At 42.4% G+C, this 22,419-nt stretch carries 24 protein-coding genes; 19 read left to right on the forward strand and 5 right to left on the reverse strand.

What is annotated here, in order from left to right; translation table 11 throughout:
• The first annotated feature begins 300 nt into the window (after nt 1-300).
• The 13 genes from murA to SWH54_03455 all read left to right on the forward strand — a co-directional run bounded on the left by murA (nt 301) and on the right by SWH54_03455 (nt 12,607).
• A complete protein-coding gene (gene murA / locus SWH54_03395; GenBank protein MDY6790293.1) occupies nt 301-1,554 on the forward strand; it encodes a UDP-N-acetylglucosamine 1-carboxyvinyltransferase in 1,254 nt (417 codons plus the stop codon).
• Nucleotides 1,551-4,058: a DNA internalization-related competence protein ComEC/Rec2 gene (locus tag SWH54_03400; GenBank protein ID MDY6790294.1), complete on the forward strand. Its 2,508-nt coding sequence runs from the start codon at nt 1,551-1,553 to the stop codon at nt 4,056-4,058. Before murA ends, SWH54_03400 begins: the two co-directional genes overlap by 4 nt.
• A gap of 81 nt (nt 4,059-4,139) precedes the next feature.
• The gene (locus tag SWH54_03405) at nt 4,140-4,361 is read left to right on the forward strand and encodes a hypothetical protein (protein MDY6790295.1); all 222 of its coding nucleotides are present in this window, start codon (nt 4,140-4,142) and stop codon (nt 4,359-4,361) included.
• Nucleotides 4,362-4,379: 18 nt separating this feature from the next.
• The gene (locus SWH54_03410; GenBank protein ID MDY6790296.1) at nt 4,380-5,495 is read left to right on the forward strand and encodes a hypothetical protein; all 1,116 of its coding nucleotides are present in this window, start codon (nt 4,380-4,382) and stop codon (nt 5,493-5,495) included.
• Nucleotides 5,496-5,627: 132 nt separating this feature from the next.
• Complete coding sequence (locus SWH54_03415; protein MDY6790297.1) at nt 5,628-6,194, forward strand: rhodanese-like domain-containing protein; 567 nt, start codon at nt 5,628-5,630, stop codon at nt 6,192-6,194.
• A gap of 169 nt (nt 6,195-6,363) precedes the next feature.
• Nucleotides 6,364-6,744, forward strand: a complete 381-nt coding sequence (locus SWH54_03420) for a CGGC domain-containing protein (GenBank protein MDY6790298.1) — start codon at nt 6,364-6,366, stop codon at nt 6,742-6,744.
• A 203-nt stretch (nt 6,745-6,947) separates the two neighbouring features.
• Nucleotides 6,948-7,151: a DUF6485 family protein gene (locus SWH54_03425; GenBank protein MDY6790299.1), complete on the forward strand. Its 204-nt coding sequence runs from the start codon at nt 6,948-6,950 to the stop codon at nt 7,149-7,151.
• A 6-nt stretch (nt 7,152-7,157) separates the two neighbouring features.
• A complete protein-coding gene (locus SWH54_03430; protein ID MDY6790300.1) occupies nt 7,158-7,640 on the forward strand; it encodes an asparaginase domain-containing protein in 483 nt (160 codons plus the stop codon).
• 774 nt (nt 7,641-8,414) lie between these two features.
• Nucleotides 8,415-9,020, forward strand: a complete 606-nt coding sequence (locus tag SWH54_03435) for a YfaZ family outer membrane protein (GenBank protein MDY6790301.1) — start codon at nt 8,415-8,417, stop codon at nt 9,018-9,020.
• Nucleotides 9,021-9,549: 529 nt separating this feature from the next.
• Nucleotides 9,550-10,200: a lysophospholipid acyltransferase family protein gene (locus tag SWH54_03440; protein MDY6790302.1), complete on the forward strand. Its 651-nt coding sequence runs from the start codon at nt 9,550-9,552 to the stop codon at nt 10,198-10,200.
• 73 nt (nt 10,201-10,273) lie between these two features.
• A complete protein-coding gene (locus SWH54_03445) occupies nt 10,274-11,680 on the forward strand; it encodes a 1-acyl-sn-glycerol-3-phosphate acyltransferase (protein ID MDY6790303.1) in 1,407 nt (468 codons plus the stop codon).
• Between the two features lie 11 nt (nt 11,681-11,691).
• On the forward strand, nt 11,692-12,060 hold the full coding sequence (locus SWH54_03450) for a DUF2784 domain-containing protein (GenBank protein ID MDY6790304.1): 369 nt from the start codon (nt 11,692-11,694) through the stop codon (nt 12,058-12,060).
• A 55-nt stretch (nt 12,061-12,115) separates the two neighbouring features.
• Nucleotides 12,116-12,607 carry a DUF523 domain-containing protein gene (locus tag SWH54_03455; GenBank protein MDY6790305.1) on the forward strand — a complete coding sequence of 164 codons (492 nt, stop codon included), beginning with the start codon at nt 12,116-12,118 and terminating at the stop codon, nt 12,605-12,607.
• A 62-nt stretch (nt 12,608-12,669) separates the two neighbouring features.
• Here the strand turns inward: SWH54_03455 and SWH54_03460 are convergent, their stop codons facing one another.
• On the reverse strand, nt 12,670-13,446 hold the full coding sequence (locus SWH54_03460; protein ID MDY6790306.1) for an enoyl-CoA hydratase-related protein: 777 nt from the start codon (nt 13,444-13,446) through the stop codon (nt 12,670-12,672).
• 268 nt (nt 13,447-13,714) lie between these two features.
• Here SWH54_03460 and SWH54_03465 point away from each other — a divergent pair, with 268 nt between their 5' ends.
• The 4 genes from SWH54_03465 to SWH54_03480 all read left to right on the forward strand — a co-directional run bounded on the left by SWH54_03465 (nt 13,715) and on the right by SWH54_03480 (nt 16,090).
• On the forward strand, nt 13,715-14,134 hold the full coding sequence (locus SWH54_03465; protein ID MDY6790307.1) for a DUF134 domain-containing protein: 420 nt from the start codon (nt 13,715-13,717) through the stop codon (nt 14,132-14,134).
• 42 nt (nt 14,135-14,176) lie between these two features.
• A complete protein-coding gene (locus SWH54_03470) occupies nt 14,177-14,539 on the forward strand; it encodes a NifB/NifX family molybdenum-iron cluster-binding protein (protein MDY6790308.1) in 363 nt (120 codons plus the stop codon).
• Nucleotides 14,540-14,712: 173 nt separating this feature from the next.
• Nucleotides 14,713-15,555 (forward strand): Mrp/NBP35 family ATP-binding protein, encoded by an 843-nt coding sequence (locus tag SWH54_03475; protein MDY6790309.1) that lies wholly within the window; start codon nt 14,713-14,715, stop codon nt 15,553-15,555.
• 202 nt (nt 15,556-15,757) lie between these two features.
• The gene (locus SWH54_03480; protein MDY6790310.1) at nt 15,758-16,090 is read left to right on the forward strand and encodes a NifB/NifX family molybdenum-iron cluster-binding protein; all 333 of its coding nucleotides are present in this window, start codon (nt 15,758-15,760) and stop codon (nt 16,088-16,090) included.
• Nucleotides 16,091-16,489: 399 nt separating this feature from the next.
• Here the strand turns inward: SWH54_03480 and SWH54_03485 are convergent, their stop codons facing one another.
• The 4 genes from SWH54_03485 to SWH54_03500 all read right to left on the reverse strand — a co-directional run bounded on the left by SWH54_03485 (nt 16,490) and on the right by SWH54_03500 (nt 18,994).
• Nucleotides 16,490-16,837, reverse strand: a complete 348-nt coding sequence (locus tag SWH54_03485; protein MDY6790311.1) for a DUF5320 domain-containing protein — start codon at nt 16,835-16,837, stop codon at nt 16,490-16,492.
• Nucleotides 16,838-16,942: 105 nt separating this feature from the next.
• Nucleotides 16,943-17,161: a DUF5320 domain-containing protein gene (locus SWH54_03490; protein ID MDY6790312.1), complete on the reverse strand. Its 219-nt coding sequence runs from the start codon at nt 17,159-17,161 to the stop codon at nt 16,943-16,945.
• 29 nt (nt 17,162-17,190) lie between these two features.
• Complete coding sequence (locus SWH54_03495; protein MDY6790313.1) at nt 17,191-17,520, reverse strand: DUF134 domain-containing protein; 330 nt, start codon at nt 17,518-17,520, stop codon at nt 17,191-17,193.
• A 517-nt stretch (nt 17,521-18,037) separates the two neighbouring features.
• The gene (locus SWH54_03500; GenBank protein ID MDY6790314.1) at nt 18,038-18,994 is read right to left on the reverse strand and encodes a radical SAM protein; all 957 of its coding nucleotides are present in this window, start codon (nt 18,992-18,994) and stop codon (nt 18,038-18,040) included.
• A 495-nt stretch (nt 18,995-19,489) separates the two neighbouring features.
• On the opposite strand from SWH54_03500, the gene SWH54_03505 reads away from it, so the two are divergent.
• Nucleotides 19,490-20,062, forward strand: a complete 573-nt coding sequence (locus SWH54_03505) for a response regulator (protein MDY6790315.1) — start codon at nt 19,490-19,492, stop codon at nt 20,060-20,062.
• 41 nt (nt 20,063-20,103) lie between these two features.
• A complete protein-coding gene (locus tag SWH54_03510) occupies nt 20,104-22,398 on the forward strand; it encodes a response regulator (protein ID MDY6790316.1) in 2,295 nt (764 codons plus the stop codon).
• Nucleotides 22,399-22,419: the final 21 nt, after the last annotated feature.

Below are 22,419 nucleotides of genomic sequence, written 5' to 3' on the forward strand. Positions count from 1 at the left end.
CTCGCTTCAATTAGATTTGAGCCAGCCCCAGGGGACAGAATCCCACGGCGGCGTTGATCGTCTCTGCCTGTATCGATTTAACTGAGAAGATAGGGGGCGTGTCACATACCGATCTCATTTGTTACGTCCGGTAACGGGCCCATAGGCGATCCTCCGGTCGAACCTTAAGTTTCATGCTTCGTTGAACACAGTTGGACATGAAAATTTATGACAACTGCTATAATGCAAGAATAGACTGTCGCTGACTCGAGCCGGCAAATTGCATGACAACATGAATGCATTCATTCCCATGAGGTTAATATGGATAAAATAATCATAGAGGGCGGTCATTCTCTTAAAGGAGAAGTTGAAATCAGTGGTGCCAAAAATGCGGCACTTCCCATACTCGTGTCTTCGCTGCTTGCAGATGGATGGAACACCTATAGCAATATACCTGATCTGAAAGATATAGAAAGCACCCTGATGCTTCTGGAGAACCTTGGCGCAAAGGTGGAAAGAGAAAAAGATACTGTCAGAATAGATGCAAGCGGTCTTAATAATCCCGAGGCCTCGTACGACCTGGTAAGGAAGATGCGTGCCTCCATCCTGGTGCTGGGTCCGCTGCTTGCACGACTTAAACAGGCCAGGGTGTCTTTACCCGGAGGATGTGCCATCGGCGCAAGGCCAATTAATTTACACTTAAAGGCCTTGGCCCGATTGGGTGCCTCAGTTGAAGTGGAACATGGATACATTAAGGCTGAAGTCGATTCCCTTAAAGGGAATTCAATTTATTTTGATATATCGACGGTAACCGGGACGGAAAACCTTATGATGGCCGCTGTATTGGCAGACGGTGTTACAGTCCTTCGCAATGCCGCACGTGAACCTGAAATTATTGCACTTGCCGATGTTTTAAACAAAATGGGGGCGGATATTATGGGGGCAGGTACATCGGAAATGACCATACAGGGGGTTTCTTCACTTAAGCCTGTATCGGTTTCCATTATTCCGGACCGCATAGAAGCCGGAACATTCATGGTCGCATCGGCTTTAACCGGTGGCGATGTCACACTTACAGGTTGCCGGTATGATCACCTTGAAGCGGTTGTTCATAAATTAAGTCTTACGGGCGCAGAGGTGACTGTTGACGGCAATCACATACGGGTTAAGGGGCCGGATAAAATCAAAAGTGTGGATGTGAAAACCCTTCCATATCCGGGTTTTCCAACAGATATGCAGGCTCAGTTCATGGTACTCATGTCTGTTGCCCAGGGCTTTAGTATTATTTCTGAAACGATTTTTGAGAATCGTTTTATCCATGTAAGCGAACTCAGGCGTATGGGGGCTCAAATACAGGTGTCGGGAAACAGTGCAGTGGTGCAGGGAGTTAAAAAACTATCAGGTGCCCCGGTCATGGCTTCAGATCTTCGCGCCAGCGCTTCATTGATCCTGGCCGGCCTGGTTGCCCAGGGAAAAACAGAAGTGAACCGGGTGTATCACCTGGATCGTGGGTATCAGTCCATTGAAAAAAAATTTGCCCAACTGGGTGCAGCAGTTAAACGGGTTAAGGGATGATTGACAAGGTATACTCCCGTCCGATTATACCTCTTTTAATACCCATGATATCCGGCATCGTTTTGGGAGCCGCCATACCGGGTTACAAGGTGTGGGCATATCTGCTTGTTGCCATAACAGGTGGATTAATATTGGTCAGCATTATTTCAAAGTCGTTGGTTAAAAAAGACTTTGTATTACCCCTCATCTTTTTTTTTGTATTGGGATACCTTTTAATCCAACCCTGGACTTCACCCCGTTTCCCTTCAAATCATATCATTTATTTTACCGATTCAACCAAGTGGAAAATTGTCGGCACCATAAATCAACCTGTGGAAAAAATTAAGCACAGACAAAAATTTATTTTAAAAGCTGAAATCCTTGAGGGGAAAAATAAGAAGCTTTTTGTTACAGGGAAGATCCGCGTGACCGTGGCCGGAGATGAACCGGTGCTTTCTTGGGGAGACAGGATTTGTTTTACCGCAAAAATCAAATCGATCAGGAATTTTAATAATCCCGGAGGGTTTGATTATAAGAGATACATGGCATTTAAAAACGTATTTGGAAGTTCTTATGCCCGGGCAAAAAAGGTCACCGTGATAAGCCAAAGCCGGAACAAAGGGATTCGGCGGACAATAAGCGATGCGCGTTTGCGGATTTCAACCTTTATTGAAACAAAAGGGGGAGGAAATCATAATGGAATTTTAAAAGCACTGTTAGTCGGACAGAGACAGCAAATTCCTCCGGATCTTCGTGATGCATTTAATCGATCCGGAGTTGGGCACATCCTCGCTATTTCGGGGCTTCATATCGGGATTGTCGCAAGTGTGGCTTTTATCTTTTTCTCATGGGTGCTGTCGAATTTTAAGGTGCTACTGTTTAATGCCTGGATAAAAAAAGGGGCGGCCATTTTATCTTTTTTACCGGTACTTGCATATGGCCTTCTTTCCGGGATGGCCCCGTCCACGTCAAGGGCAGTTATCATGGTTGGGGTTTTCCTGATGACATTTTTATTTGAGAAGGAACATGACCTGATGAATACTCTGGCGTTGGCCGCCATGCTGATACTGATTATCCATCCACCCACTGTTTTCTCCATTTCCTTTCAACTTTCTTTTTGTGCTGTACTTTCAATCATATACGGTTTTTCAAAAGTGTATAAATGGCAGGGGCTGCTTTTAGATGGACAAACCAAAAGCCTGTTTACCAGGGCAATGAAAAGGTTGGTTTCATTTTTTCTGGTTTCTTTTTTTGCCATTATGGGTACGCTTCCTCTGGTGATGTTTTATTTTAACCAGGTGTCCTTAATCGGTGTGTTTACCAATTTTCTAATTGTCCCCCTGATTGGTTTTATTGTTGTTCCTGCGGGCTTGTTTTCCGTGTTTCTATATCCTGTCAGTGGCGCACTTGCATCGTGGGGTCTGTATATCAGCGGTGCAGTGCTGTCCAAGGCGGTAAGCCTGGTGAATTTATTTTCCCACCTGCCTTTTGCGTCAGTAAAGACGGTAACCCCATCGTATGTTGAGATATGCTGTTACTATATGATGATGTGGGCGTTGTTAAACTTAAAAACGCCGCGACCTGAAGCATCAGAAATCAAAACAAAAGATTTTACTGAAAAAACTGCCAGGGTTGTTATGGCGGTTGTTTTACTCGTAATGTTGGGAGATATCTGCTACTGGCTGAACCTGAGATTTTTAAACAGAGATCTTAAAGTCACCGTCATAGATGTGGGGCAGGGGAGTTCAAGCCTGATGGAATTACCTGGAGGGTATTGCATTCTTGCAGATGGCGGAGGATTTTATGATAACTCGGTTTTTGATATGGGAGCAAGAGTGATTGCACCGTTTTTATGGCGAAAAAAAATTAAAACCGTTGATACACTTGTTTTATCCCATCCAAACAGTGATCATTTGAACGGACTGATCTATATTGCCCGGCACTTTAAGGTAAAAAATATATGGACCAATGATGAGAAAAGAAACACCGTTGGATACAAGAAATTGATGAAGATTATTAAACAAGAGAACATCAATATGCCTGTGTTCAAAGATATGCCTCGAACCTGTAAAATAAATGATGCAACGATTGAAATTTTATATCCTGAAAGAAATTTTCTCGATAAGGTTAAACAAGATAAGTGGCGCGGATCGAATAATAATTCCCTGGTAATAAAGGCCAGTTTGAGAAATCATTCTTTTCTTATACCGGGTGACATAATGAAGAGAGCGGAAGGAGAACTTGTTGCCCTGGCCGGAGAAAAACTGGCCAGCACCGTATTGATTGCGCCCCACCATGGGAGCCGATCTTCAAGCAGCCGACTGTTTCTTGATCAAGTTGGCCCTGAATACATTATTATATCATCCGGCTGGAAAAACAGGTTTCATTTTCCCCACCCATCTGTGTTAAAAAGATATGCAGAGCTGGGGGCTAAAATATTTCAAACTGCTATCAATGGTGCGGTTACTATGGTAACCGACGGACACTCATTGCATATCAGGCCATATTTAGCAGAAGCTAAATGAGGATGGGGCTTATCCTGTTTACTGCATTCTGCTGTAGTAAGACTTTTAACGACACGATTAGTTACCCATGAGGTTATAAAGATGAAAGAAAGCAAAACATACATGCTTGCCACGGTTATTGTTTTATCAGTTTTATTGATTCTTGCCACGGCTCCTTCCATGGGTGTTGAGAAGGGAAATGAAAGTGAAAGCAAATGTATTGGCTGTCATACCCATTTAAAGAATCTGATGAGATTGTGTTGGAAGATTGAAAAGATGAGGCCAAAGCAGGATGAATCGGCGGAAACATCCGGTGAAGGGTGAGGTGGGGCGCTGGCTCCGTTGGAGCTATATGAAAAGGTTTACGTAAAGCCTTCCTTTTTAGAGACCGAGCACGGGCAGATAGCATGCGAGGAATGCCACGGAGGGGACCCTAAAGATTCCAACTGGCAAACGGCACACAAGGGAATCATAAAAGATCCGACACTTACTGATGCGGACAGGGTTTGTGGCGACTGCCACCAAGAAATCGTTGCTACGGCCAAAAACAGCCTCCATTATACCCTGGCGCCTTTTGGACGGGTGATTAAGGCCAGGGCCAACAAAAAGGAGAAAAAGGTGGTGGAGAAAGTTTGTCAGGCCAAAGAAAAACACTGCCAAAAATGCCATTCAAGTTGCGGACAGTGTCACGTCAGCCGTCCGGATTATACCAAAGGCGGTTTGCTGAACAGACATTATTTTGCAAAAAAGCCGCCCATGGACACTACCTGTGCAAGTTGTCACGGCGGACGTGTACACGGTGAATATACGGGGGCTAACGATGACTATGAGGCAGATGTTCATTATGACCAGGAGGAAATGACATGCATGGACTGCCATAAAGCAGAAGAGATGCATGCCGACGCCGGTAAGGTAAATACCAGACTCGATCTTCCGCAGCGGCCCAGTTGCCTGACGTGTCACCAGGAGGTTGCATCGGAAAAACCAAAGACAGCGTCACACCAGGTGCATAGGGAAAAGGTGGCCTGCCAGGTATGTCATTCTCAGGCATATAAAAATTGCTATGGTTGCCATGTGGGGACAGACAAAAAGGGACTGGCATATTTCAAAAATAAAAAGAGTGAAATGCTTCTGAAAATAGGACTAAATCCGAATAAAACAAAGGACAGGCCTTATAAATATGTGGTATTGCGTCATCCGCCGGTCATTCCAGGGCTGTTCGATTTTTATGTGAAAAACGGGCTGAGCGATTTTGACGCACTTCCCACGTGGAAACTGACTGCCCCGCATAATATTCAGCGTAAAACTCCCCAGAATGAAAAATGCAACAATTGTCATGGGAATGCTTTACTTTTTTTAGGTAAAAATGGTATGAAAAAATGGGAAATAAAGGCCAACTCAGGGGTCATCGTACCTGAAAGAAATATTCCAAAACCGGTAAAGGAGGTGGAGCAATAGCGCTAAAAGATGGTGACAAAAGGACACGGATTTTCACTTAAACTGAATGTCATTGATGGGGAATGTATCAGGTACAGCTGACAAACACATAGAGGGTTAGAAACTATTTTTTTGAATATAAGGAGGTAAAAAATGATAAAGATTAACAGAACACTTATTTTTTCTCTGGCAATGGTATTTGTTATCTCTTCCCTTGCATTTGCAGGATACAGTTACAAGGTCAAGAAGGATCACCTCGGCGGTGATATTACTCCTGCCGAAGCATTTGAAATGGTAAAGAAAAATCCAAAAAACACTTTCTTGGTTGATTGCAGAACCAGGCCTGAATATCAATTTATCGGGCACGCCAAGGGGGCTTATAATGTCCCGCTGCAATTTTTTTCCACCAAAATCGGGAAAAAAGGATATGTAAATGTAAAAAATCCAAATTTCGGCAAAGACCTTCTGTCCCGATTTAATCCAAAAACCGACACACTGATCATCTTTTGCCGGAGCGGAAGCAGAAGCTGTAGTGCATGCAATGAGGCGGTCAAGGCAGGGTTTTCCGAAAAGAAAGTATTTAACATAATGGGTGGTTTTGAAGGTGGAAAGAACAAGAACAAAGACAGCAGCTTTTATGGACAGCGCTGGGCAGGTGGCTGGCGTCTTGAGGGACTTCCCTGGACCTATAAGATGGATAAAAAGCTGATGTATAAATAAAGCTAAACCATTGTATACTAAATCCTCTCCGGCATAAGGAGAGGATTTTTTTATTTAAGACGAGATATTTTAAAGAGAATTGTTATAAACTCGTTATTGTTGACTTCCTTTTTTTAACCGTTTAAATTGCGGATAAAAGAATCCGGCAAACAAAAGGTGGAATCGAAAAATGAAAAGAGTCGCCATTATACGTTGTGAAAAAAACATGGATAGATGTCCTTTAACCAACTGCTTTAAATGCTTAACGGAAAAAAAACAAGGGTTTGCAATTTACCAGGATTGTGTGCCGGCGGGTGTTTTTACCTGCCGGTGTCCAGGTGATAATGCAATTGATTTATGTAAAATTTTAAAGGCCAAAGGGGCTGAGGCCATTCATTTTTGTACCTGTACCTTTGCTGAGAATACGGGCAATGGCTGGGTTTTAGAAAATGGTGGATTTTGTGAAAATATCGATGAAATCATTGATAAAGTAAATAAAGAGACCGGTATTCCATGTGTCAAAGGCACCGCCCATCTTCCCAAGGATTACAGTATCAAATCCTGGAGTTAAGATTGATGGCGTCGTAAAAAGTCCCATCTACTGCATTGCAGTGGTTTTTTAGACACTCGGTATACTGCATGTATTGCTGCCTCATCGCTGGAAAACCACTGGGCCTTGGTTATAGCTTTCTACTTAGCCATCGATGAAGTTTTCTGCAAGCTCATCAAGGTTGCCCTCAGAGAATACTAAAAATTTGAAATAGGAGAAAATAAATGGAATGCAATAAAGAACAGAATCTTATGTCGTGTAACTGCAGCTATGAGCCGTGTTCACGCAAAGGAATCTGCTGTGAATGCATCAGCTATCACCTGAAGATGAGAGAACTTCCGGCCTGCTGTTTTCCCGACGATGCCGAACGGTCCTATGACCGATCTTTCGAACATTTTTCCCGGCTGGTTACGGACAAAAAGGTATAAAATAACTTGAAAATTAAAATTATTACAACCGGCGGAACGATTGACAAGATTTACTTTGATGATAAGAGTGAATTTCAGGTCGGAGATCCTCAAATCGTCGAAGTCTTGCAACAGGCGAATCTCACCCTCGATTACCAAGTCACGCCTCTCATGCGAAAAGACAGCCTGGATATGACGGACGAGGATCGCGAACTGATTTATGAAAAAATCAGATCAGATCCGCATAAGCATTTCATCGTCACCCATGGCACTGATACCATGATTTTGACGGCAAAAACCCTTTGTAATATATCCGATAAAGTCATCGTCCTTACTGGGGCCATGCAGCCGGCAAAGTTCAGGATGACGGATGCCGTGTTTAACATTGCATGTGCCATTACCGCTGTTCAACTGCTACCTGATGGGGTTTATATTGCAATGAATGGAAGGATTTTTAACCCGAAAAAAGCAAGAAAAAATATTAAGCTCAATCAGTTTGAAGTGATATAACCCGGCTTGGTTGTACATAAATATATCCGTTATTTGCACTAAATGAGACATTTTTTAATCCAATAAACAACAAAACTCTATAACAAATTGAAATCATAAAATATTAACAGGTTTTATTATCTGGAACGTTTTTTGCTAAGGTTACCTTCCTAATATTCGGCTCAAAAAAATGAATGCGTCTGAAATACCATTAAAAAAACAGCACAAATTTAGTGATTATATTTACTGGAATCTGGTTTTGTTAGTGCCCATTATTACGGCCTGCATAGCGATGTTCAAAGTCTCGATTGTGCTGTTCGGATGTTATATCGCTTTATTGGTCTTTATCATGATGATTATATATCGATTTTTTTGCAGTCATTGCCCGCATTATATTCATAGTGAAAAGGCTGTTAAGTGTATGTTTTTTTGGGGAGTCACAAAATATTTCAAGGAAAGGCCGGGTCCTCTAAATCTGTTTGAAAAGGGGGTATCGATCATGGCGCCTTTATTTTTAATATTTTTTCCTATCTACTGGATGTGGTTCTACCCTGATTTGCTGGTGATCTATTTATTGTCCTTTTCAGTATTTGGAATGACCATTAAAAGAAATGAATGTGTAAGATGCATTTATTCTGATTGCCCTGCGAATTCCGTATCAGACCGTACTAAAAATCAATCATGATACGTTCAATCCGCACTTTATCCATGGACTGAAAGGGGAAAACAGGATAGTGCGGTTTTTTTCACTTATTTAGTATAGAATATCAAAATGTCAATTAAGGAGGTAAACCAATGAATGTCAGGAAAATAGCACTTGCAGTCATTCTATCAGTTTTTATTTTTCCCGGAATAATTCAGGCGGCAAATACAAGTATCGGGGTTAATATTGGGGAGTCGGAATTAGAGGGATGGGTGGATACCCAGCTTAATCCATACAACACTCCTTTAGTATTAGGTGCAGGGTTTTTATACAGTGATGATGACTACTGGTTCACCAATGCACACATGGCGGTAAAGGATGAGGTTTTTGTACCCGGATTGAGCCTGGGTTTAGGTTTCAGGGGGGTATTAGGCGAAGTAGAAATAAATATCAATCGCAGGGATAGAGATTTTGAAGTCGGCGCTTTTTGTTTGCAGTTTCTTGCGGATTATGACTTTCGCAAAAATACAACCCGTTTGCCAATCAGTATATCCGCAAGTATTTCGGGAGCACCGGAGATACTCTCTTTCCGTGAGACTGAAAGATATGTTGAATTTAGCACCACATTTAATTTTCATATTAATAACTGGGCGACCGCTTTTGCCGGATACCGTAAAATAGATATCGAGTTTGATGAACCGGTAGATGTAGATTGGGATGATGACGGCGTCTATGGTGGAATAAGGCTTTCGTTTTAGTTGTATCTTGCCGTGTGATTGGTGATTTAGTTTATTAACTATTTTTGTTGTATAAAACGCCCTGCTTCAGCGGGGCGTTTTTTTTGCCCATGTTTAAAAAGATCTGTTTCAAGTTTCGCACCCTTTTGTTTAGCCAAAGCCATAGACGGCAAGGGAAAAACATAAATTAGTACAGCGAAATATACTATCGACGTTTCGGAAGGCGGCGCTAATCAATAAATATAGGGTTGATGCTTTATCCTTTACTCAATTCAATAAGTTATACCTTGTCTACGCCTGATCATATTGTATGAGCCACCGGGTGCCGGTTACAATTAAAAGAATATAATTTTGCTTTAAAAATGTTATTTTTACCCCTTAGCGTATTGACAGTGACAGGCATCAGGGGTGCAAAACTTGATTTACAACTTAATGATGGATTAAGCAACTGCCTGAAAATATTATTGACTTATGGAATAAACCGGTTATACAAAATAGGAAATATACTTTTTTTGTTGCCCCTTTGGAGCCCGAAGCAGGGAATAAAACGATGTTTAGAAAAATAGGATACGCGATAACATCCAAACCGGTATTGGCCTTGCTTTACAGGTTGATACGTATTTATAGCTGGACATTTAAACTCAAGATTGTAAACGAAAAAGACTGGATTGAATACCTTGAAAACGGTGGCAAAGTTTTAATTTGTACATGGCATCAGCAGTTTTTCTCCGCTATTCGTTATTTTAAAAAGTATCAAAAATACCATCCCAGCCTGATGATAAGCAGAAGCAAAGATGGAGAAATTATTGCCGGAGTTGCCCAAAGAACCGGTTGGTATCCTGTTAGGGGTTCTTCTTCAAAGGGTGGCAGCGAAGCACTGCATGATATGATAAGCAGATTGAAAAAGTTCGGACTTGCAGCCCATATCGTTGATGGGCCAAGAGGGCCTGCAGGAAAAGTAAAACCAGGAGCAATTCGCCTTGCTCATGGAACGGGTGCGGTGGTTGTTCCTTTTTATGCTTCTGCCAACAGAGCTTGGTATTTGAACAGTTGGGATAAATTTTTTCTTCCCAAGCCTTTTGCAAAAGTGACCCTTTGTTTTGGAGAAATGCTTAAATTTGATCCATCGGAAAATAGTGACAATTTTGAGAAGCAAAGACTTCACCTTGAAAAAATCATGCGTTCTGAATTAAGAGCGTAATGTCAAACAGTTAGGTATCTTCGTAGCAAAAATTCATAACCATTGACCCATAAAGGCCGAAGGGCGAAATGATATGACCGGACAGATCACCATATCAATATGGATATTTCTATTACTGATTGCAATTACAATTTTGGCGATTCTGGACAGAGTGCTAATTCCCAGCACTCGCTGGTTTTTACGACGGCGGGTCAATCGTGTAATAGATGAAATAAGCAAGCGCCTTGAAATAGATATCAAGCCCTTCCAGCTGACCAAAAGACGGGTTTTAATCGATCGTCTGATTTACGACCCCATGGTGATTGAAGCCATACAAATAAAAGCACAGGAACAAGGTATACCTCGTGAAGTTATACAGGCTAAAGTAATGAGGTATGCAAAGGAGATCGTACCGTCGTTTAACGCATACCTGTACTTTCGAATCGGCTACTGGCTGGCAAAAAAAATTGCGCACCTGCTTTACCATGTCCATATAGGGCTTATCGATAATGAACAATTTGCCAATATTGATCCGGATTCAACCGTTGTGTTTGTGATGAATCATCGCAGCAATATGGATTATATACTGGTGGCATTTCTGGCTGCTGAGAAAACGACACTTTCCTATGCAGTGGGGGAGTGGGCAAAGGTCTGGCCGTTGCAAGCCTTGATCAGGTCTATGGGTGCGTTTTTTGTTCGCCGAAAATCCGGCAACCGCTTGTATCGCCTGGTATTGGAGCGGTATATCCATATGGCCACTAAAGAAGGGGTTTGCCAGGCGGTTTTTCTCGAAGGCGGGCTGAGTCGTGACGGGCGACTGCGACCGGCAAAGCTCGGTTTTATTGACTATATGCTGCGAAGCTTTCAACCCGGAACCGATCGTGATATCATTTTCATTCCTGTTGGGATTAACTACGACAGAACCCTTGAGGACAGGAGTCTGTTGCGCATGCTAAATCCCGATGCCCAGAAACGCAGCAGATGGTTTATCATAAAAACAACTTTTCGCTTTGTCTGGCGGAGCATTGTTTTTATTTCCCTCAGCAGGTGGCAGCGTTTTGGATACGCCAGCGTGAACTTCAGTAAACGTATTTCAGCGCGGGAATATTGTCGTATCAATGATATCGATTTCAGCAAAATGAAACGGAAAGAACGTTTTTTGGAAGTTGAAAAAATATCCGGGCACATCATGACTTCCGTTAAAAACGTTATACCGGTGGTACCGGTGGCTTTGGTAGCGGCAGTGTTTGTCAAATTCCCCGATAAGTTATTAAGTGCATTTGATGTGGAAGCACAGGCAAATCGTATCATTGATGGAATGCAAGCCAAAAACGCGCCGGTTTTCCTTTCCACCACCAGCCGGGTTCAAACCATAGTGACTGCGTTAAACATGTTGAGAATAAGACATGTTATTATGGAAACTGACGGATTGTATAAGGCTGATCCCGACATGCTGGACATTTTATCATACTATGCAAATTCAATTGATCATTATTTATAATATGGATAAAAATGTCATATTGTTTAATGGCCGACATCGTTGTTCTCCTTCACCTTATTTTTATCTTATTTGTATTGATGGGGGGAATCCTGGCAATTTGGTGGCGCAAGGTCGTTTGGGTCCATATCCCGGCCGCCGGTTGGGGCGTACTCATAGAATTTGCCGGATGGATCTGTCCATTGACACCACTGGAAAACTGGTTTCGGCTAAAAGGAGGAGAGGCAGGCTATCCGGGAGGGTTTGTTGAGAAATATATCATACCTGTGATTTACCCTGCAGGACTTACAAGAGAGATACAGATCATCTTAGGTATTTTCGTGATCACGGTCAATCTGGTCATATACTGGAAGGTTTTTAGTAAGCCTTTTTTAAAAAAGTAATTAACGGGTAATATTTTAAGCGGTTTGAGATCACGGCATTTCAAAAAGAGAAGATATGGTTAAGGTGCTGGTAAGCGCATGTCTGGTTGGAGAGCGCGTCAGATATGACGGTGCGAGTGTGCCTGGCAAAAGCAAAATAATAAATAAATGGAAGGATGATGGCCTGATCGTGCCTATTTGTCCTGAAGTTGCAGGGAATCTTCCTGTGCCCAGACCACCGGCTGAAATTATTAAAGGGACAGGAACGGATGTCTTAATAAATGCCAGCCAGGTGTTTAATATCAATGGTCAAGATATAACAGAAAATTTTATTAAGGGAGCAAGGGAAGCATTAAAGATTGTAAAGAAGATGAAAATAAAGCTGGCCGTTATGAAGGACGGAAGCCCTTCGTGCGGAAAAACCCGCATCTATGACGGAAGTTTTTCAGGATCGCAAAGACCGGGTCCGGGTGTGACAACCGCATTGCTGGAGAAAAATGATATCGTCGTGTTCAGCGAGAATGAGATAAAAAAAGCTGCAACTTATCTTAAGAAGTTAATGTATTAAAAGCCACATTTGATTGCTTGGGGCTTACAAGAACTGCTAAAAAATGCCTCCTATACCCCTATCTATTTTTCCTTCCAAACCGGTGTTCGCTTATTGAGGAAAGCATCTATGCCTTCTTTGGCATCTTCGGTAATACAGAGAGACGCAAACATTTCATTGGAATATTGCAGCGCTTTGTCGAACTCCATATCTGCGGTCTGGTAAAACGCCTGTTTTCCCATCTGCAGTGCCAGGGGACTTTTTTGAACCAGTTTGTTTGCCAAAGACATGGTTGCTTGTTCAAGTTGGTTTGCAGGTACCACTTTATTAACCAGGCCCCATTTTTCTGCATCATCTGAATCTATCAGGTCTCCGGTAAGGAGCATTTCAAGGGCCCGTTTCCTGCCAAGAGATCTGGAAAGCGGAACGGCCGGCCCCATGCAAAACAGTCCAACGTTAATTGCGGTGGTTCCAATTTTTGTCCCTTCGGCAATCACAGCAAGATCGCTGGCTGCGATCACACCGGCGCCATTGGCGACTGCAAATCCATGGGCAGATGCAATGACGGGTTTTTTCATGCTGGAAATAGTAGAGGCCATTTGTTCCATAAGTCCCACCCAATACTTGTATTCCCCATGGGATTTTCCAAAAAATTCAGATACATCAATGCCTGCACAAAAAGCCTTGCCCGCACCTTTAATGATAACGACTCTGATATTTTTATCGTTATCAAGCTGGATTAACGCCTGATTCAACTCATTAGCCATTTCAGAACTGAATGTGTTTAGTTCATCCGGACGATTGAAAGTGATGATTCCGATGTATTTTTCCTGGTTGACAAGAATGGTATGGTACGACATCTATTACCTCCTTATAGAGCCTTAAAATTAAACCAGTTGTGAAAATATAAGTGAAGCGCCAAATAAGATCTTTGATTTTCGTTTGGCTCCAGCAGACCCGTTTGGGAAATAAGGGTCTGTCTGGAAATTAGAAGTAATACAAATATATAGTATAGCTGTGACAGGCTAGTTGCAAGCATAATTTGGTATTTATATTAATTTCTTGACAAGGTAACAGATCGTATTTATTTTACGTGTTCTGAGCATATTCTCATAAAGGAGTTTTTAAATGGCCCGTCCTCAGAAAAGCCGGATGGTGGCTTATAATCCTGATATCAGCTATTTCAAGCCCAGAGGCATACCCATGGTCGATCTTTCCGAGGTTCAGATCACCATAGACGAATACGAAGCGCTGCGGCTTTCAGATCTAATGGACATGCCTTATGAAGAGGCGGCCAATAACATGGGAGTGTCAAGGGCCACCTTTGGCAGGATCGTTCGAAGAGCAAGGAAAACAGTGGCAGATGCCTTGATTAATGGAAAAGCGATTCGTATTCAAGGCGGAAAGTACCGAATCATAGATGAAACTAGAATTTTCATATGCAAACACTGCAATAACAAATGGGAAGAACCACGGGGAACAGGAAGACCTGAAAATTGTCCCTTGTGCAATCATAAGGATTTTTACCGTATTATAAAGAAAAAATAGCATGTAATTTATATTAAATGTTTTCTATAGGAGGTTAAAGAAATGAGAATAGCGGTTACATCAACAGGCAAAGACCTGGATGCAAATATGGATCCTCGTTTTGGAAGGGCGGCGTATTTTATTATTGTTAATTCTGAAACAATGAAGTATGAGACGGTTGAAAACAGCCAGAACCTCAATCTTCCGCAGGGCGCCGGGATACAGGCTGGTAAAACAATAATCGACAATAAGGCCGATGTGCTCGTTACCGGCAATTGCGGCCCAAAGGCGTTTAAGGTACTGCAAAGCGCCGGTGTAAAAATTTTTACCGGTGCACAGGGAAGTGTTTCCGATGCTGTTTTGCAATATAAAAACGGGGAGTTAGAGGCTACAGGGGAAGCCAATGTTGAAGGACACTGGGTATAGTTATATTTGCCCATGGGTTTGAGACCCAAAAGCTCACGGTTAGAAATTAAAGGGGCTCATTTTTCAACAACATGGGCCGTAATGTTTCAAAATATTAATCCCTATATTTCAACGCGATTCAATCGCTAAACATAAATAGCCGTCAGGCAATAATAAATCAGGAGATAATTATAATGACAGAAATTCATGATAGTGTAGATGCTGCAACCAAGCAGAAAAATGCGCAGGCAGCCCAGGATGCTGCGGTAAACGATTCATTAAAAAAAATTAAAAATAAATTCATTGTGCTGAGCGGGAAAGGAGGTGTAGGCAAGACAAGCACTTCGGTAAACCTCGCCATCGCGCTTTCCAAAAAGGGGAAAAAAGTCGGCATTATGGATGTTGATTTGCATGGCCCTGATGTACCCAGGATGCTGGGACTGCAAGGTATGCTGGATCTTAATCAGAACCGGAAGTTAAATCCGATGAGTTACTCGGAAAATTTAAAGGCGGTGTCCATTGAATCTCTTACCGCCAGCAAAGACGATGCCATCATCTGGCGCGGTCCGATTAAGTATTCTGCAATCAAACAGTTTATCGGTGATGTGGAGTGGGGCGAACTTGATTTTTTAATTATTGATTCACCCCCGGGAACAGGTGATGAACCATTGACAATCGCCCAGACAATTAAAGATGCCAGAGCAATTATTGTTACCACCCCACAGGAAGTTTCCTTGGCCGACGTCAGAAAATCGATTAATTTCTGTAAAACAGTTAAAATGGAGATTTTTGGTTTAATAGAGAATATGAGCGGTTTTGAGTGCCCACACTGCGGCAAAACAATAAACCTGTACGGGTCAGGCGGCGGAGAGAACACCGCCCAGGCGATGGGTGTACAGTTTCTCGGTAGAATTCCATTTGACCCGCATGTGGTACAGTGCGGGGATTCCGGCACCTCTATTCTGGATACACATAAAGACTCCATGGTAACCAAAGCGTTTGAAAAGGTGGCTACAAAAATGTCCGAACTGGTGTAATATGACATTTTTTAGGTGAAGGTAATCGTTTGGTTTCCAAGGTAGGGTACAGATTTTCATAAATGAACACGGATTTTCCAAATTCTTGTTCTATTGTTGACATTTTAAAAATGAAAATTAATATATCCATGTAATCCGTGTTCATCCGTGTCCCTTTATTGAAAACGACAAAGTATAAAAAAATTTTTGGAGGAAATTTATAATGAAATTTGCAATACCATTGGCTGAAGGAAAATTGACGGCTCATTTTGGGCATTGTCAGGAGTTTGCACTTGTTGAAGTTGAACAAAACGAAGTAAAAAATAAAGAAATTCTTGTGCCCCCGCCACATGAACCCGGAGTGCTTCCGAAATGGCTCCATGATATGGGTGCAAATGTGATTATTGCGGGAGGAATGGGTGCCATGGCGGTCAACCTGTTTAACCAGAATGGGATAGAAGTGGTCACCGGAGCGCCGTCGTTAGAACCCGAAGTTCTGGTAAAGAGCTATCTGGAAAATAATCTCGAAACCGGTGATAATGCCTGCGATCATTAATTAAAAAAAAATGGCTAAAATGGAAAAAGTTGCCATAGTCGGTTGTGGTGCTTATATGGAAAGTGATTACGGTTGTGCAGGAGAATAAAACCGGGGTAAAGTTAGTTTCAGGTACACACGATTATGTGTAACAGCTGAGTTTGACAGATTCGTAGAAAGCTAGAAAACACCCTCTCCTCTAGTGGGAGAGGGTCGGTGCAAAAGGAAAGGGAAAGTATTATTTTTAAGGAGTTTAGAGACCTTTGAAAAATGATAATTTTTGTTCGAGTTTAAGGAAGGTGAAAATTTCAACCACAGGAATATATTGAATATTTCGAGAATTGAAATTTGAACCTGACGCAGAAATCGGACAAAAAGTGCCTTTTTGCAAAGGTCTCGTTTATTAATCTCAGCAGGCACCTATTCTGTAGGCTTTTTGCCCAACTCTTTTATTCGTTTATGGATGGCATCCAATGAGGTTTTGATATAATCTGCTTGGGTCTTTAGCATGCTCATTTCATCTTCCGCTGTCATTTGATAAAATGTGCCGCCAACAGGTGGATAAAACCCAAAGCCTCTGCCATATCCCGGGCCTACACCCATTCCCTGGCCGGCTCCGCCCCTGAAGCCGCGTCTTAAACCCATACCTCTGCCATAACCCCTTCCAAATTGCAGGTTGAATCCGGCATTTGCCGGATTGCAAACACCTCTTGCGCCACCGGTCATCGGACCGGCGCCCATTGGTCCACTTCCGTCAAATCCTGGCATGATAAGTTCCTCCTTTTTTAGCGTGATTGTAAGGGGATGGTTTCATCAAAAGCTACAAACTGTTTTTATGAAACCATCCATTTTGTGTGTTAGATTTATCAAATATTATCGGTTGCCACGGCCCCGGCCGATACCTCCGCCACGACCCTGACCTCTGCCGACACCTCTGCCTTGGCCTTGGCCTCTGCCGCCGCCCCGTCCTGATCCCATGCCTCCCTGACCTCCCTGGGAAGGATTATTCCGGGTGCCTTTGCCGCATTTTCCTAAGCCTCTTCCAGTTTTAGGCCCCTGACCATCCGGTCCTGTTGCGTCACCTCTTGGCATATGATTCACCTCCTTAACACTATTTATTTTCAAAACCTTCTGCCGCCTCTTCGCCGCTGACGTCGGTGCATCCCTCGAAATTTGTATGTTCCACCACTTACCTTTAAGGCTTTTCCAGTCACCAGAGCTTCTCCAACCGTACTTCGCGCTTTTGCTAAAATCCTGCCATACGTTTGACGTGATACTTTCATCATGCTGGCAGCAGCTTCCTGATCAAGATGCTCAAAATCGGTCAGTCTGATCGCTTCCAGTTCTTCTACAGAGAGAAAAACTTCACCTGTTACCGGCACTCCCTGAGGTATAAAAGCGATGATGGTGGGATATCCGGAAACAAATCTCGGTTTTATCGGTCTGGGCATAAAGAAAACCTCATATTATGATCATTTGACCATAATATAAATACTGTAAAACATTTTGTCAAGGACTATTATGGGCATAGGCTCAAATAAAATTGTTTGATATTTTGTCTGAAGAATCTATAGCGGTTGTTTGAGACTTGGGGGTGAATAAGCAGTTGTATTAATACTCAGTTAGTTGAGGGATTGGGGAATTTTTCATCAATGCCTTTTTTGTGAACCATTTGCGCTTTAATGATTGTTAGAGGCTCATCCGGGGAAGCGACCCTATGCCGGTACAAGCCTTAACCAATGAGTATAGCGCTTTGTACACGCCCCCTATCTTTTACGTTAAACCGATACAGGCAGTGATGATCATTGCCGCCGTGAAAATCTGTTTGATGGGGCTGGTTCAAATCCTATCTCAGCGAGATAGCTGCCGTACGTCAGTTTCTCGGTAATATTGTTAAGGCTTGTACCGGCATAGGGTCGCTTCCCCGGATGAGCTGAGTAGAGATGGAAAAACGGCCCGAACCCTCAGTTAGTTATGGGAAAAGGAGGGATCTTCCTGGATTTGATAAAAAAACCCTCGATTTTGTTTCACCACTTTGATTTTTTTGTCTGCCTCAAGTACATCAAGATATTTATTCACCTCATTCATATGCATACCCAGCAATTCGGTGAGATCCTGCAAGGTACAGGGGCGTCTTGCAATGGTTTCCAGAATGGCTGATTCGGCGTCTTTTCGATAGGAGAGAAGTTCTTTCCGTTTGGGTGGTTTGGCGATTATTTCGGCATAATCAAGGTGCCAGAAATCAATAATGCTTTTAAGCTCGTTGCTGGTGGCTGAGCGAATATTCTGGACGGTTCCCGGCCTGTCCAATGTATTGAGTTGCACCCGGTCCGGTTTTATTTTTTCTATCGCGTCTTTAAGTGCAGTTAATTCCTCCTTTGTATTATTAATGCTGGGGACGATGAAAATTTCCAGCCAGATTTGTCCGGAATATTCTTTTCTAAATTGGATCAAGCCCTCGATAACGGTATCGATATTAAGCTTTGGATTGGGCCGAACGATTTTGGCAAAAGATATTTCACTAGCCGCGTCTAAAGAAGGTATGACCACGGTGGCATCTTTGATATCGTCACGGACATTTTTCTGGAAAAGGAGTGTGCCGTTGGTAAGCACAGCCACAGGAATATTAAAAGCCTGTGTTTTGATGAAACGAATCACATCCCCAATGGCCGAATTTAAGGTGGGCTCACCAGAACCTGAGAATGTGATATAGTCCGGCTTCGGATGGTGAGACAAAAAATGAGAAAGTTCTTTCTTGATCTCTTCGAAGGGCACATATTCTCTACGATTTAAAGTAAGGTGAGTGGTTCGTCCGCATTCACAGTAGATACAGTTTAAGGTACATGTTTTCATGGGAACCAGATCGAGTCCCAATGATATTCCCAATCGTCTTGAAGGTACCGGACCGAATAGATGGTTGTACATAGATACGTCCTTTTTTATCGGTTAACAATTTTAATCATGGCGAGGTTATTGCTAAGCTTTTTTGAGTTTTTCGATGAACTGCATTTTTTGGTTTTTAGCTTTTATTCTTTAAGGGAATTTTATGCCTAATAAATCATATGTCAAGATTAATAGTAACTAGTTGCTTTAGGTGTTCACAGCTTGGTGTTTGAAGCAGCCTAACTGCATAAAAAATGATATTTCATTTTAAATGGCAGTTATCTTTTACCCATTGGATGAAAGCGATCAGTTTGAGTATTGGCAATAAAGTGTGATATGTCAATATATTATGAGCACTGAACGCTAAATTTTGTACCTTTGGACTATTCCATTCAGTTTTTTCTTGCTAATTTATCCTTACCAATATATATTTACACCGTTTACTCCATTTACACCAATTTCACCATTTTCACCATTTACACCATTTACACCATTTATACTAATTATATCGTTATGGCCAGGCGACAAAGGAGAAATATGAATAAAGAAAACGATGAGATATTTAGTATTCCACAGGCGGCAAAACGCTGCGCCATAAGCAGATGGACGCTGATGAAGTGCGTGACTTCCGGTGAACTGAAGGCATCGCGCACACCCGGCGGACATTACAGAATTCTAAAAGGAGATCTGGAAGATTTTATTATTAAAAAGAAGATGTATCCTTTGGTACACAACCATTCTTCCCATAAAAAGATCCTAATTGTAGACGATGATCCCCAGATTCAGAAATTTCTTACCGTAATGCTTTCAGCTAAAAGATACGAAACAGAAACGGCATCCAGTGGTTTTGAAGCCGGGGCCAAGGTGGTAAAATTTAATCCAGGCCTGATTGTCCTTGATTTGTTTATGCCGGAGATGAGCGGGTTTGAGGTCTGCAGACAGATAAAGAAAGATCCGGAAACCTCACATATAAAAATACTGGCCCTAACTGGCCATGACAGCAAACAAAACAGGGACCGCATAATAGAAGCCGGGGCAGATGGCTATATGGTAAAACCGGTGGAAAAAGCAGACCTGTTTCGGTATGTCGAAGAGCTTTTGAATTTTTAGGACTCGCTTAAAGATATCTTCAAAAAGGAAAATAAATTTTAATGAAACCGCTTGAGACGAAACCCGGTTACTTTCAGAAATTTCGAAATTCAACCCTGAACAGGATGGCTCCAGGAGTTGTAATAGAGAAAGAAAACCTGATTTACTGGCGGGTGCGTATCCTGTTTGCGATTATTGTAACTGGGTTGTTGATAGGCATTTTTGTGTTAGTGCCCTCAATCACTTTGGTAATCAAGAAAAAATTATGGGGCCTGTTTCTCTTTGACATAGTGGTTTGGTCAGTTAGCATGAGCCTCCTGCTTTCAAGCCGCCTAAGGTATGAAATGCGTGCGGCAATAGCTTTGATACTATTTTATACCTTGGGGTTGGTTATAACCATTTCGGTAGGACCATTGAGTGGTGGTCCCATATGGCTGTTTACTTTTGCAGTTCTTGTCGGGGTTCTCCTTGGAGCACGAGCAGCAATCGTTGCACTATGCGTTAACGCAATTACACTAATGATCATCGGCTGGCTGATCAGCGCAGGCATTTTTGGCCATATATTTCCATTTTTCGACACCATAGAAACCATGATATCTGCCATGGCAAATTTTGTGCTTTTAAACACAATTGCCGCCATATCTGTAGCAGTATTGGTAAAAGGCCTTGTATCGACCCATGAGAGGCAAAAGTCTTTGTATCGTAATTTGGAAACAGAGCGGTTAAATTTACTACAAGCAAAGAAAAAGCTGGAGCATGAAGTTGAGGAACGGTTGCATACTGAGAAAGTTCTTCAGGAGAGTGAAAGACTTTACCGACTTCTTGCTGATAACGTGGATGACAATATCTGGACTATGAATATGGAAATGAAGTTTACCTACATCAGTCCTTCCATCACCCGATTGCGAGGTTATACGGTCGAAGAGGCTATGGCCCAATCTTTTGAGGAAGTTATAACTCCTGCCTCTGTGGATATTGCCCTGAAAGCATTTACTGAAGAGCTGGAGGAGCATAACAAAGGACAAAAACCCCGACACAGATCCAGAAAAGTGGAGCTTGAACTTAACTGTAAAGATGGTTCTACGGTATGGACTGAGACTGAAGCGAATTTTATATACGGTGCTGATGGCCAACCCCAAAGTATTATTGGGGTAACACGCGATATTACCGAGCGCAGGCAGGCGGAGTCGGTCCTGAGGGAGAGCGAAGAAAAGCTCGCAAGATCGAAAAAAATGGAGTCCCTGGGACTTCTGGCAGGTGGTGTGGCTCACGATTTGAATAACGTCCTGTCGGGGATTGTAAGCTATCCGGAATTGATTTTATTGGATTTACCTGAAGACAGCAAATTTCGAAAACCTATTGAGACCATTCAGGAGTCCGGGCACCGGGCGGTCGCCATCGTTCAAGACCTGTTAACCGTGGCAAGAGGGGTGGCTACTACCAAAGAAGTTCTGAACTTAAATGATCTTATTGATGATTACTTAAGTTCTCCAGAGCATAATAAACTGAAACAGTTTCATCCAACAGTTAGGATCAAGACCAAGCTTGATACGGACTTGTTTAACATAAGCGGTTCTCATATTCATATCGAAAAGGTGGTAATGAATCTAGTGTCAAACGCCTCGGAAGCCATTGAGGGTGGCGGCAATGTTACCATATCAACCCTGAACCGTTATATTGACAGACCTTTAAGGGGGTATGATGATGTAAACATCGGTGAATACGTTGTTCTTTCTGTATCAGACGATGGTTCAGGAATATCATCGGTTGACCTTGAGAGGATATTCGAACCATTCTATACCAAGAAGGTCATGGGCAGAAGCGGTACCGGTTTAGGCCTGGCGGTGGTATGGAATACGATGCAAGATCACCAAGGCTATATAGATGTGACAAGTGACGAAAACGGTACAACCTTTGAGCTGTTTTTCCCCATAACCAGAGATGGAATATCGGATAAAGCCTTGTCCATACCCATCAAAGATTACCAAGGAAGCCAGGAAACGGTGCTGGTTGTTGATGATATGGAAAGCCAACGTGAAATATCTTGTAAAATGTTGGATACATTAGGCTATAAAACGAAAGCAGTATCCAGGGGCGAAGAGGCCGTTGAGTATTTAAAAGATAACACAGTGGATTTAGTCTTGCTTGATATGATTATGGACCCGGGCATAAATGGTCGGGAAACATACGAAAGGATCATTAAGATTCATCCCAAACAAAAGGCCATTATAGTCAGTGGGTTTTCTCAAACAGATGAAGTAAAGGAAGCTCAAAAATTAGGCGCCGGTCAATACATAAAGAAGCCGGTTACGTTAGAAAAAATAGGCATTGCGGTTCAACAGGAACTGGGGAAATAGAGATTTTTGAAGCATCAAGAA

The sequence above is a fragment of the Thermodesulfobacteriota bacterium genome (genome assembly GCA_034189135.1).
Taxonomy (GTDB): domain Bacteria; phylum Desulfobacterota; class Desulfobacteria; order Desulfobacterales; family JAUWMJ01; genus JAUWMJ01.

What these genes read in the sequence shown, in the direction of transcription:
- murA (MDY6790293.1), top strand. Translation starts at nt 301, where the DNA reads ATGGATAAAATAATCATAGAGGGCGGTCATTCTCTTAAAGGAGAAGTT.
- SWH54_03400 (MDY6790294.1), top strand. Translation starts at nt 1,551, where the DNA reads ATGATTGACAAGGTATACTCCCGTCCGATTATACCTCTTTTAATACCC.
- SWH54_03405 (MDY6790295.1), top strand. Translation starts at nt 4,140, where the DNA reads ATGAAAGAAAGCAAAACATACATGCTTGCCACGGTTATTGTTTTATCA.
- SWH54_03415 (MDY6790297.1), top strand. Translation starts at nt 5,628, where the DNA reads ATGATAAAGATTAACAGAACACTTATTTTTTCTCTGGCAATGGTATTT.
- SWH54_03420 (MDY6790298.1), top strand. Translation starts at nt 6,364, where the DNA reads ATGAAAAGAGTCGCCATTATACGTTGTGAAAAAAACATGGATAGATGT.
- SWH54_03425 (MDY6790299.1), top strand. Translation starts at nt 6,948, where the DNA reads ATGGAATGCAATAAAGAACAGAATCTTATGTCGTGTAACTGCAGCTAT.
- SWH54_03435 (MDY6790301.1), top strand. Translation starts at nt 8,415, where the DNA reads ATGAATGTCAGGAAAATAGCACTTGCAGTCATTCTATCAGTTTTTATT.
- SWH54_03440 (MDY6790302.1), top strand. Translation starts at nt 9,550, where the DNA reads ATGTTTAGAAAAATAGGATACGCGATAACATCCAAACCGGTATTGGCC.
- SWH54_03445 (MDY6790303.1), top strand. Translation starts at nt 10,274, where the DNA reads ATGACCGGACAGATCACCATATCAATATGGATATTTCTATTACTGATT.
- SWH54_03450 (MDY6790304.1), top strand. Translation starts at nt 11,692, where the DNA reads ATGTCATATTGTTTAATGGCCGACATCGTTGTTCTCCTTCACCTTATT.
- SWH54_03455 (MDY6790305.1), top strand. Translation starts at nt 12,116, where the DNA reads ATGGTTAAGGTGCTGGTAAGCGCATGTCTGGTTGGAGAGCGCGTCAGA.
- SWH54_03460 (MDY6790306.1), bottom strand. Translation starts at nt 13,446, where the DNA reads ATGTCGTACCATACCATTCTTGTCAACCAGGAAAAATACATCGGAATC.
- SWH54_03465 (MDY6790307.1), top strand. Translation starts at nt 13,715, where the DNA reads ATGGCCCGTCCTCAGAAAAGCCGGATGGTGGCTTATAATCCTGATATC.
- SWH54_03470 (MDY6790308.1), top strand. Translation starts at nt 14,177, where the DNA reads ATGAGAATAGCGGTTACATCAACAGGCAAAGACCTGGATGCAAATATG.
- SWH54_03475 (MDY6790309.1), top strand. Translation starts at nt 14,713, where the DNA reads ATGACAGAAATTCATGATAGTGTAGATGCTGCAACCAAGCAGAAAAAT.
- SWH54_03480 (MDY6790310.1), top strand. Translation starts at nt 15,758, where the DNA reads ATGAAATTTGCAATACCATTGGCTGAAGGAAAATTGACGGCTCATTTT.
- SWH54_03485 (MDY6790311.1), bottom strand. Translation starts at nt 16,837, where the DNA reads ATGCCAGGATTTGACGGAAGTGGACCAATGGGCGCCGGTCCGATGACC.
- SWH54_03490 (MDY6790312.1), bottom strand. Translation starts at nt 17,161, where the DNA reads ATGCCAAGAGGTGACGCAACAGGACCGGATGGTCAGGGGCCTAAAACT.
- SWH54_03495 (MDY6790313.1), bottom strand. Translation starts at nt 17,520, where the DNA reads ATGCCCAGACCGATAAAACCGAGATTTGTTTCCGGATATCCCACCATC.
- SWH54_03500 (MDY6790314.1), bottom strand. Translation starts at nt 18,994, where the DNA reads ATGTACAACCATCTATTCGGTCCGGTACCTTCAAGACGATTGGGAATA.
- SWH54_03505 (MDY6790315.1), top strand. Translation starts at nt 19,490, where the DNA reads ATGAATAAAGAAAACGATGAGATATTTAGTATTCCACAGGCGGCAAAA.
- SWH54_03510 (MDY6790316.1), top strand. Translation starts at nt 20,104, where the DNA reads ATGAAACCGCTTGAGACGAAACCCGGTTACTTTCAGAAATTTCGAAAT.